8 protein-coding genes, 1 tRNA gene and 1 pseudogene are annotated in these 11,121 nt (G+C 42.2%); 8 read left to right on the top strand and 2 right to left on the bottom strand.

Translation table 11 applies throughout. The annotated features are described in order from the left end of the window. Nucleotides 1-90: 90 nt before the first annotated feature. Nucleotides 91-171, top strand: a pseudogene (locus tag HF974_00715) (type II toxin-antitoxin system HicA family toxin). Nucleotides 172-185: 14 nt separating this feature from the next. On the opposite strand, the gene HF974_00710 reads toward HF974_00715, so the two are convergent. After that, nucleotides 186-1,145, bottom strand: a complete 960-nt coding sequence (locus HF974_00710; protein ID MBC2696867.1) for a deoxyhypusine synthase — start codon at nucleotides 1,143-1,145, stop codon at nucleotides 186-188. A gap of 130 nt (nucleotides 1,146-1,275) precedes the next feature. Further along, complete coding sequence (locus HF974_00705; GenBank protein ID MBC2696866.1) at nucleotides 1,276-3,600, bottom strand: hypothetical protein; 2,325 nt, start codon at nucleotides 3,598-3,600, stop codon at nucleotides 1,276-1,278. A 730-nt stretch (nucleotides 3,601-4,330) separates the two neighbouring features. Between HF974_00705 and HF974_00700 the strand changes: the two genes are divergently transcribed. From HF974_00700 to HF974_00670, 7 genes are all read left to right on the top strand, one after another. Further along, nucleotides 4,331-7,111, top strand: coding sequence for a leucine--tRNA ligase (locus HF974_00700; GenBank protein ID MBC2696865.1), 2,781 nt, complete (start codon nucleotides 4,331-4,333; stop codon nucleotides 7,109-7,111). 123 nt (nucleotides 7,112-7,234) lie between these two features. After that, nucleotides 7,235-7,672 carry a hypothetical protein gene (locus HF974_00695; GenBank protein ID MBC2696864.1) on the top strand — a complete coding sequence of 146 codons (438 nt, stop codon included), beginning with the start codon at nucleotides 7,235-7,237 and terminating at the stop codon, nucleotides 7,670-7,672. A gap of 44 nt (nucleotides 7,673-7,716) precedes the next feature. Then, on the top strand, nucleotides 7,717-8,172 hold the full coding sequence (locus tag HF974_00690) for an N-acetyltransferase (protein MBC2696863.1): 456 nt from the start codon (nucleotides 7,717-7,719) through the stop codon (nucleotides 8,170-8,172). Between the two features lie 35 nt (nucleotides 8,173-8,207). After that, nucleotides 8,208-8,648, top strand: a complete 441-nt coding sequence (locus tag HF974_00685; protein MBC2696862.1) for a DUF296 domain-containing protein — start codon at nucleotides 8,208-8,210, stop codon at nucleotides 8,646-8,648. A gap of 60 nt (nucleotides 8,649-8,708) precedes the next feature. Next, nucleotides 8,709-8,819, top strand: a tRNA-Met gene (locus tag HF974_00680). A gap of 127 nt (nucleotides 8,820-8,946) precedes the next feature. Continuing rightward, entirely contained in the window at nucleotides 8,947-10,131 is a 1,185-nt protein-coding gene (locus tag HF974_00675) for a PLP-dependent transferase (protein ID MBC2696861.1), read from the top strand. Between the two features lie 177 nt (nucleotides 10,132-10,308). After that, nucleotides 10,309-11,037, top strand: coding sequence for a Nif3-like dinuclear metal center hexameric protein (locus HF974_00670; protein ID MBC2696860.1), 729 nt, complete (start codon nucleotides 10,309-10,311; stop codon nucleotides 11,035-11,037). The last annotated feature ends 84 nt before the right edge of the window (nucleotides 11,038-11,121 follow it).

Below are 11,121 nucleotides of genomic sequence, written 5' to 3'. Positions count from 1 at the left end.
GCTATTGAACTCCATCTGGAACCAGATGAAGACTTTATTACAGTAGGTTCCGGGCAAATTGCAAGATTACCTGTTATCTCTTGAAAAAAAGCCGTCAAGGTTTTAGAAAGGAATGGATTTGTTATATTCAGGCAGCGGGGCAGTCATATCAGGATGAAAAAAATTACGCCTGAATTAAAAAGTCACTATCTTCCTCCCTCTCCTTCTTCTCCAAGCCTGCTCATGGCAGCAGCCACCATTATAGGCAGCGTGATAGTGGCATCACCGTACACGGTCATGGCCTTTGCATCCTCACCGACCTTGCCCCAGGACTGGGCCTCATCCAGTGTGGCACCGCTAAGTCCACCTGAGTCCGGCCGGTCCGTGGTCAATTGGATGGCATAATCAAAATCCTTTGGTGTGACCAGCATACTCTGCAGGATATAATTCTTTGGCACGCCGCCGCCTATAAGCACCGCACCGGCCCGCTCTGCTCCGTAGCAGATATCCATGAACTCACGCATATCAGCAAACGCATCCACTACAAGTTTACCGGTCTGCTTGAACAGCCAGACCTGCAGTCCCACAATCGAATCCTGTACTGCCGGGCAGTAGATGGGAATTTCAGCATCGAATGCTGATTTTAATATGGAATCATTATCTTCCAGCCGGCTGCCGATGTGGGTCAGCAGTTCCCTGATGGAAATGGTCTGGTTATCAAGTTGTGAATAAACCGACTGCAGAAACTCTTCCAGGTTAGTGAAATGCTCCTCTGGCAAAAACACGTCATATATCCTGTTCACCTGGTCATGTTTCAACTGGATGTCATTCACCTGGTCAGACCCTTTGTAGTGGTGCAGCCCCAGGCTCTCGATAATGTCATGTACCAGGTTGGCACCTGTGGTCACCAGTACGTCAATGCGGCCGTCACTGATTAGCCCGCTTACGATATTTCGCATACCTGCCGGCACCATTGCTCCAGCCAGTCCGAAGAACCGTGTACATTCGGTATCCTCAAGCATGGCAGTGTAGATGTCCACGGCTTCGGCCAGCCTGCCGGCACCGAAAGCGCAGCCGCTCATCTGGTCGATCAGTTGGTCTACTGACATGTTCGGGGTAATGGCAGCGTGGCGGATGGGGTGTTCGAGGTTTTTACTATGCATCATATTTATCAATCAGTCACAATTTCTGTTATTTTGAAGTGTATAAAGCAATGAAGGACTCGCTATTGTGGATTCTACCACTAGATCCCCCTCATTCAAGTCCTTACAATTGATAAAAATAAATAAAGACTTATTATATAGAATCTCTAATCGTTTCAATCACGCTTTCTTTATTGTTCTTATTTTCGTTGACTAATACTATTTTATGGAATGTGCCGTAAAGAGGATCCTCAACTGTCTCGATTATATTGAATCCTATACTTTGATACATTTCAATCAATTCCTTATTGTCAAATATATAACCAGAAATGAAATCAAATTTATCGTAAAACATAATACCTAAAATCAACTTAAGCAATGATTGGGCATATCCTGTCTCGCCTTGCGATGATGCAATTATATCCAAAAACAATTCATTATATCCATAAGATTTCTTTTCATAAAATTGAATTAATGAGCAAATCTTGTCTTTATCTTCAACGCAATAGACTTTGGCCTTTGTATGTTCCTGATTCTCAAAGTAATATGAAAGGGGAATTTTGTCTATTCTTGCATCGCCACACTCAAATTCTTCGCTACAATCTTCAACATTTAATTTTCTAATTACACCTTTTTTGATTAATTTAGAAAATAACTCGTTCCTCAAATTCGCAGAAATCTTATGGCAATTTTCTGCCAATGCTAATATAATTGCTTGACTACACACCTTTTTCTCAGATAGTTGTAACAATAATTCATGCCTTGAATTTTCAGGAAGGATATCGAAATTATCTCTAATAAACAATGCAATATGAATTGCAGACTCATCTCTTTCAGAAAGTTTATCCAATATTTTAATAAATAACTCGTTATATATATTGTGTTCAATAAGTAGATATTTTAATGCTTCAGAATACGAAGAGTGAGAAAATTCTATATACTTATTTTTAATATTAATTTTGTCATCTTTAAACCAATTAAAGACCGTATCAAAATTCCAGACTTCTTTTAGACCTAATTCCCTTACTAAATCTTCGTACATTGCTTTAACAAATGGAATTTCGAAATATCTTGAAATGAACGGGAATGATAAGAATAATATCTTATCGTTGGTCATATTCTCAATTTCCCTTGTAAAGGCCTTTGCTGTCTCATTTGATTTTTCTTCCAGTTTTATAATAATCTCTTTTTCTTTTTTTACATTGGTCGTTGCTCCAGCAAAATCTCTCATACTTAGAGGAGTTGGTAAAATATTTTCATGTTTGATAGATTCTAATACAAATTCTTTTAATTTATCATCTTCATACCATTTACATTTCATTTCTTCAGCATACTTCAGAATTATTTGACTCCTTCTTTCGTAATCATATGATGGTTTTTTTATGTTCAATTTATTCTCAAAATCTCTAAGATTTCTTACTGATAATTTTTCTTTTTCAAATTCCTTAAAGATTTCCTCCCTTGAAGTTATTATTACATAAACATCCTTTACATGCTCTACACTATCGATTATGGCCCAAATTTCTCTTTCTAAACCTTCTCTTCTTTCATATTTAGTTTTCCCAAAAGGATTCTCAAAATAAAGAACGCACCCCGGCTTCAATTCTTTTCTAATATTTTCTAGTGCTTTCCTAACCTGAACTCTTTCTACAAACTCTCCTCCCTTAATCCATTTAGGTTCATATCCATTTTTATAGTAAATCCACAGAAGCATTACAGCCGTATATGTCTTCCCTATTTCTTGAGTCCCCGTTATAAAAACAATTCTTTTTTCTTTCAACGTATTAGCGATGTCTTCGAATCCTATTGGTGGAACGTATAATTCATCAATTCTCCCATACCATATATTGCCCACATATTCAATTTTTTCTAGAAATTCAAAAGTTTTACCTATTTGGCTAATTTTATCAACATTGAAAGCAAAAAAAACAACTTCTACCTTATTGTCGTCATATGAAATTTGTTGGCACTTTTTTTTGTCCAATGGGTCTAATTCTTCATATGCAGTCTCTGTAAAAATTAGAAAAGTAGATTTTATTTTTTGATCATCATTATTCTTTTTATACCATTTACGGTAATAATCGACAATATATGACTTCAGAAACTTTATTATTTCGTTTTCAACTATAAGTTTCTCTCCTTCAAACCGTGCCCAATTGTCAAATTCTCCTGTTCCAACAGCAATCTCAAAAGGTATTCTCTCATAATCCTTATAGCCAGTGTTGTGATTCAAAATATCATAAATAACACTGAATGCATTATCAATAGTGTCTGTAACCAAAATCCAGTCGTCTTTTTTTCCATAATGCTTACCGATTATCTTCCCCTTTTCTTCTATCGACTCAACTCTTTCTTTTATTACATTAATAAAATCCTGTCTTATCTTCCTTGATTCTATTCCCTTCTTTTCACTTATAACTTCAGCTAAATTTTCAAATCCAAGAATATCTAAATAAATAAGATAGTTTTTTTTCATCATTTTTTTCCTATTTTCTTAAGACGGGGCATTTTACCTATCTGCATCTAAAGTTGCTCATTTATTCTTATTGTCATAAATCATTTAAATCATGTGCTTATTAATCATACTGCCAAATATTATTAATATGGAAGTTTTAATTGTCTTTAAAATTCTCGGAAAAGTAAGTGAAAAACGCCTAAATTTAAACTTCCAGAAACATTGTTAAAACTAAATCACTATGCTACACCCGGTCAAGTTTAGACAGTTAAGCTGAAATATTCGAAAATTAGACTTTTCCGACAATCTCATCTTTATATTTTAGTCTAACTGGAACCATCACTCAAGAATCAAATATAACTATGAAAACCCTGCGTCTCTATAGATGCTTCTTTTCGTAGTTTTATCGGTGTCCCATCCTATGCACCATGATTGATATTCTGGTTCAAGAAATACTGACGGATGCACGAGAATGAGCTTCATTTAACTGTGGATGCTCTTTACCAAATGTTATGTGACATATTTTACATTCTGAAACCATTAATAGTAACCCTTACTTTATTCATTTTTGACATATATCATTTATCATTATGACATTCCTGATTGAAAATATCACATAGAGTCAATCCTATTTTATTATGAATTAGTTGCTTAACTTTTATATATTTACGCCACACTATGGAAGTCGCCATATCAATATAATACTTATATAATTATCCACATTACCATCTCTTATCGCCGGAGCGATTATTAAATGGACTCCAACTATAATCCCAAACAAATCGAGCCAAAATGGCAGCAGCGCTGGGAAGAATCAGGCGCTTTCAAGGTAACAGAGGACCCATCCAGGCCAAAATACTACTGCCTTGAGATGTATCCGTACCCATCAGCAGCTCTGCACATGGGACATTTGCGTAATTATTCCATTGGTGACAGCATTGCAAGGTATAAACGGATGCAGGGTTACAATGTGCTCTATCCAATGGGCTACGATGCCTTCGGGCTGCCTGCAGAAAATGCAGCCATAAAGCAGAAGATAGACCCGGAAACCTGGACTCGCAGCAATATCGAGTCAATCAAGGCCCAGCAGCAGGAAATGGGACTGTCATACGACTGGTCAAGGCAGATACAGAGCCTTGATGCGGACTACTACAAATGGAACCAGTGGATATTCCTGAAACTGTACGAACGGGGCCTGACACTCAGGGAGAGCGCCATCATCAACTGGTGTCCCGACTGCAACACCGTACTTGCCAACGAGCAGGTCATTAGCGGCAGATGTTGGCGGTGCTCATCAGTGGTTGAGCAAAAGGAGTTGAAGCAATGGTTCTTCAAGATAACCGACTATGCCGATGAACTCCTCTCTGACCTGGAGGGCCTTGACTGGCCTGAATCTGTCAAGCTGATGCAGCGCAACTGGATAGGGCGCAGCGAAGGGACCATTATCAATTTCAACATTGCCGATACGGGCGAGATCATTCCTATTTTCACAACAAGGCCCGATACCGTGTTCGGGGTCACATTCATGGTATTCGCACCCGAGCACCCCCTAATAAAAGAATGGGTGAAAGGTACAAATTACCAGGCACCGTTTGAGGACTTCCTTGCCGAGGTGCAGCAGGAAGATAAATTCCAGCGCATAGCAGCAGACAGGGACAAGAAGGGATTATTCATCGGGAAGTATGCTGTAAACCCGCTGACAGGTGAGGAAATATCAGTATTTGTTGGCAATTTTGTTATCTACGAATACGGCGGTGGAGCTGTGATGGCAGTGCCCGCCCACGACCAGCGCGACTTCGAGTTTGCAAAAGTATATGATATTCCCATCAAGGTAGTGATCCAGCCAGAGGACAGGAAACTTGATGCCTATGAGATGACCGAAGCTTATATTGACGACGGGGTACTGGTCAACAGCGGCGAGTTCGATGGTATGAACAACCGTGATGCCATAACCAAAATAAGCGACAAACTGGAAAGTATGGACCTGGGCAGACGTACTGTCAATTACAAACTCAGGGACTGGCTCATATCCAGGCAGCGCTACTGGGGCACACCTATACCCATCATCTACTGCGACAACTGCGGCACCGTGCCCGTACCTATTAAGGACCTGCCTGTCAGCCTGCCCAAGGATGTGGAATTCACGGGCAGCGGCAACCCGCTGGCCACTTCACAGACCTTTATCGATACCACATGTCCAACATGCGGCAGGGCTGCCCGCAGGGAGACTGACACCATGGATACCTTTGTGGACTCATCCTGGTATTTCTTCAAATACTGCAGTCCCCATTCAGAAGATGTCCCGTTTGATAGGGAAGCCGCATCATACTGGATGCCTGTAGACCAGTATATCGGAGGCATCGAACACGCCATCCTGCACCTGCTGTATGCCAGGTTCTTTACAAAGGCACTGAGGGATATCGGTCTGACAGATGTAAAAGAACCCTTTGCCAGGCTGCTGACCCAGGGCATGGTGAACAAGGAAGCACCTTATTGTGAGCAGTGCAGCAGGTTCTTATCCCTTGAAAATTTCGAGGGAGATTCGTGCAGTGCCTGCGGCGGTAAATATATTATGAAGAGTGCAAAGATGTCCAAGAGCCTGGGTAATGTGGTAGACCCACAGGTACTTATGGAAAAGTATGGTGCCGATGCTTCACGCTTCTTCATACTTTTCGGCTCGAACCCTGAGCGTGAACTGGAATGGTCTGATACTGGTATTGAGAGCGTCCACAAATTCCTTGAAAAGACCTTCCGCCTGCTGGTGGAACCGCCTGGTCCGGTTAAGAATACAACAGATGCCAGTGATGATCATATCAATTTCATAATAAACAGCACAATAAAGGGCGCAACCGGGGCCTTTGATGACCTGAAACTCAAGGATGCCATCAACTATATCATGAAGCTTGTCGATGAGCTGTCTGATTATGCCCGCTCACCTGTCAATATGGAACTCTACGACCAGGGCAGGAGGGCTATTACAATGCTATTGAGCCCCATTACCCCACATCTGTGCGAGGAAGTATGGGAGTTCACCGGACATGATGGTTTTATCGGCCAGACCCGGTGGCCTGAATATGACACTGACGTGGTCAGCAAATCAAGCGAGTTTAAATGGAACATGCTCCAGGACCTGATTGATGATATAAAGGAGATAATCAAGGTTGCCAGGATAACCTCGCCCAGGGTCATCAGGCTCGTTACTGCGGCAGGGTGGAAGTTCGAACTTGCCGGTATTTTCAGGCAGGAGTTTGCAAAGACCAAGGATCGGGGGCAGATCATGAAGGCCCTGATGTCCACTGACCTGAAGCGGTATGGCAAACAGGTGAACCAGATACTGGGCAAATACATGGATGACCCTGCCCTGGCACCGTCTGTTGATATGGGGCAGGAGGGGGAACATAATTTCCTGAGAAGTGCAATACCAATACTTGAATCACACTTTGGCTGCAGGGTTGAACTATACCTGGAAGAGGACTCTAAAGAGAAAAAAGCAGCAAATGCCATGCCTGGCAGATCGGCAATAATGATTGATTAGGACCAGGGTTGGCTGCAGGGAGACCGGTTGTAATACCGGTTCATTCTGCAAAGCATACTTTCCTGCTTAGCCAGATTACGAACAATTAATTACTACACATACTAATATACTATATGAGAACAAATGCCAGAATCACAGATAGAATTTGAAGTGAAAGCTCCTATAGAATCTGTATGGGGTCTGATGGCTGACCCGGAAATGAGTACTCACTGTATTCCCGGGCTGCTGTCATGTGAGATCACAGGACCCAATACTAACCTGTGGGTAATGGAGTTCCAGATAGGACCGATTATCAAAAGGATCGAGATGCGCAGTACAACTGTTGAACTGGACCCGCCATACCATGGGAAATGGGTGGGCAAGGCAAAGGGTATCAGGATGAGCGGTGAGATCGATCTCAGGGAGAATACTAATTCCAGCACCAGTGTATCCTATAAATTGACGCTGAAACCCAAAAGCATTTTTTTGTTATCCATGTTATCTTTTATCGAGGAAAAACTAAAACGTGACGTTAAGCAGTACGCTGAGAATGTGAAGTACCATGTAGAAAAGAACATTTAATTTGAAGATAATACAGGTTATACCAGATTTCAGGTGGTTCCAGGATTTTGTTACGAAAGGCTCGGATCGAAGATGTGCCGCAGATCAGGCAGTTGATCAATATATATGCCAGACAGGAGGTCATGCTGCCGCGGGCCATGGGGGAACTGTATGAACTGGTCAGGGATTTTTATGTTATCGAGGAGGATAACAAGATAATCGCCTGCTGCGCCCTGCATGTGACATGGGAGGATTATGCAGAGATACTGTCCCTGGCCGTTACCCCGGATAAGACAAGAAAGGGATACGGTTCAAGGATACTTGAAGCCTGTCTCGGGGAGGTTCCGCAACTGGGGATCAGGCATGTGGTGACCCTGACCTATGTAAGTGAGTTTTTTAAGCGTTATGGATTCAATGTGGTGGACAAGTCTATCCTCCCGCATAAACTGTGGAGCATGTGTGTGAATTGTCCGCGTTTCCCTGACTGCGATGAGATTGCGATGATGAAGGATATGGAATAACAATATCAAGTGGAATAAGAGGATAATTTAATAACATGGATTATACACAAGGAAAACTGGGCCGCGTTTTCGTTGCCCGTATCGATCACGAAGAGGACCTGCTGTCTGAACTGGAAGACCTGGCTGTAAGTGAAAATATCAGGTCGGCTTTCTTTTTCTTACTCGGTGCAACCGGCGGTGCCAATGTAGTAACCGGACCAAAAGAGAAATGTATACCACCAGAGGTTACCAGGACACAGGTCGACAATGCCAGTGAAATACTGGGTCTGGGCAACATTTTCTGGGAAGACGACAAACCTAAGATACATATCCATGCATCAGCATGCAGTGGCAGCGATATTGTCATGGGTTGCTTTAGGGAGTTCACTGAGGTCTTCATGGTAATAGAGATTGTGATATTCGAGATGGAAGGTATCGTAGCCGAGAGGGTGTTTGATGAATATATCGGTTTTTCACCTATAAGATTCTACATGTGAAAAACACAACTGTTAGCGATATATTTTTATTGTATCAGGGAATGTAGGTTGTACCTTCATGCCCAGGTGGCCTAGTCGGTTAGGGCGCCAGACTCATAGGGAAATTACAGAGAGCGTCTTATGGTCTCCTGAGAAATCTGGAGGTCACGGGTTCGGATCCCGTCCTGGGCATATTTTTTCATTTCTATTTCAATACATGGTTGTACGACTGAACCCTGGAAAAACCTCAATATCAAAAAGGATAAGTAGATCATCACCAATAATTTATCAATCCTAAATAATTTAAAGGACAGGGAAGATGAAAAAGGAAAAAAAGTTTGGCACTCAATGTGTTCATGCAGGAGAAGCACCGGATCCTTTATTTGGAGCGCATACAACACCTATATATCAAACATCCACCTTTGTATTTGATAATGCCCAGCAAGGTGCTGTACGGTTTGCCGGCGAAGAAGAAGGATACACATATACCCGCGTAGGGCCAAACACGCCCACACATGCAGTTCTTGTAAAAAAGATCGCTGCTCTTGAAGGCGGTGAAACCGGACAAACCTTCTCATCTGGCATGGCTGCAATAACTGCCATTGCTCTTTCCCAGCTTAAATCTGGGGACCACCTTTTATCAGCCAATGTGGTCTATGGTGGTACATACGGATTATTCTCCTCAATTCTAACCAGGTTTGGCATTGAAGTCAGTTTTATTGATATGTCAGATCTCGAAACCGTGAAGAAAAACTTAAGAAAAAATACAAAGCTCATCTTTTTAGAAACACCTGCTAATCCCACTATGATCGTTAGTGATATTAAAGAGATATGTAAATTGGCCAGGGATATTGATGCTCTTTCTATCGTTGATAACACATTTGCCACTCCCCGCTTCCAAAGACCATTACAATTGGGTGCGGACGTTGTTGTTCATAGTTGTACTAAATATATTGGTGGTCACGCAGATCTTATAGGTGGCGTTGTTGTCGGAAAAAAAGAATTTATCAAAAGCATGGCATCTGTTGTTAATTATACCGGAGGAACAATGGGTCCGCATGAAGCCTGGTTGTGTATTCGGGGATTGAAGACGCTGCATCTTAGAATGGAAAAGCACGCCAGCAATGCTATGAAGGTAGCAGAATTCTTAGAGGCACATCCCAAAATTAAGTGGGTCAGGTATCCCGGACTACCAAGTCATCCACAATATGAAATCGCCAAAAAGCAGATGAGTGGATTTAGTGGTATGATCTCTTTTGGAATTAAGGGGGGCATAGAAGCTGGACAGAAACTTATGAACAGCGTTGAATTATGTTCTTTAGCAGTTAGTCTTGGTGCTGTTGATACCCTGATCCAGCATCCTGCTTCTATGACTCACGCAAATATACCTATCGAAGTAAGAACAAAGACTGGAATAACCGATGACCTGGTGAGGATTTCTGTAGGTATAGAAGAGGCAGAAGACATAATTGCAGATATCGATCAAGCTTTAATGAAACTATAGATGATACAATGATTCGATAGCAGAGTTATTATAGGATCAACCATTCGTCCAATCCCTTGTCAACATAGACCTTCTTCGCAACTGTCTATTTCGGATGTAACTGTTGCATCTGTACTGTACAATCGTAAAGTATTATGCTTACCTGTATTCAATAACACTTGGAAAGGACAGGATAACATGAAGATTGCAGAGATAACCGGATTCCTTGAGAAGATAGCTCCACCCGAACTGGCTGATGGATCGGACAGGGGCAGGATCGGCTTAATACTTGACCTGGATAATGAGATCAATAAGATTGCCACTGCCCTGGATGTTACCGACCATGTGCTGCTGGAGGCTGCCCGGGCCGGTGCGAACCTGCTGGTGGCCCACCATACCCCAATCTACGAACCTGTAAGCCAGATATCAAAAACCCTGGCTGATATCCTGAAGATAGCACTGGACAACGACATATCGATCTATGTGATGCATACCAACTATGACAGCGCACCCGGTGGGGTCAATGATGTGCTTGCCGGATTACTGGAACTATCTGATGTAAGAACTGCCGGCTCGGGCCGTATAGGAAATGTTGCCCCTACAGATACGGAAGAACTTGCAGGATTTACAGCCAGGCGGCTGGATACCCATGTGACGTATATAGGAGATCATGAAATTGAGACTGTGATGGTCATGGGCGGCAGCGGACTTCGGAGCGAGTATATCGAGATGGCACTGGACGTGGGAGCTGATGCCTTTATTTCAGCTGAGATGCGTCACGATGTGATCCCGTATGCCAGGTACATATCGTTAATAGATGCAACCCACTACGCAACTGAGAACCCGGCTATGTTAAAACTTGTTGAAAGGCTGCCTGTTGAATCCGTATTTATCGACCACAGGCCGCAGGTAAATGTGATTGTTTAATTTCCGGTCATGTCCGGTAAAGCGTGGCTTTATAGAAGTATCATTATGTAGTGGGACAAATTGCCTGATTTCAGTCATGGTATA

This window comes from ANME-2 cluster archaeon (genome assembly GCA_014237145.1).
Taxonomy (GTDB): Archaea; Halobacteriota; Methanosarcinia; order Methanosarcinales; family Methanocomedenaceae; genus Methanocomedens_A.
Note: the sequence above shows the minus strand (reverse complement) of the source record. Positions and strands in the feature narration are given on the sequence as shown.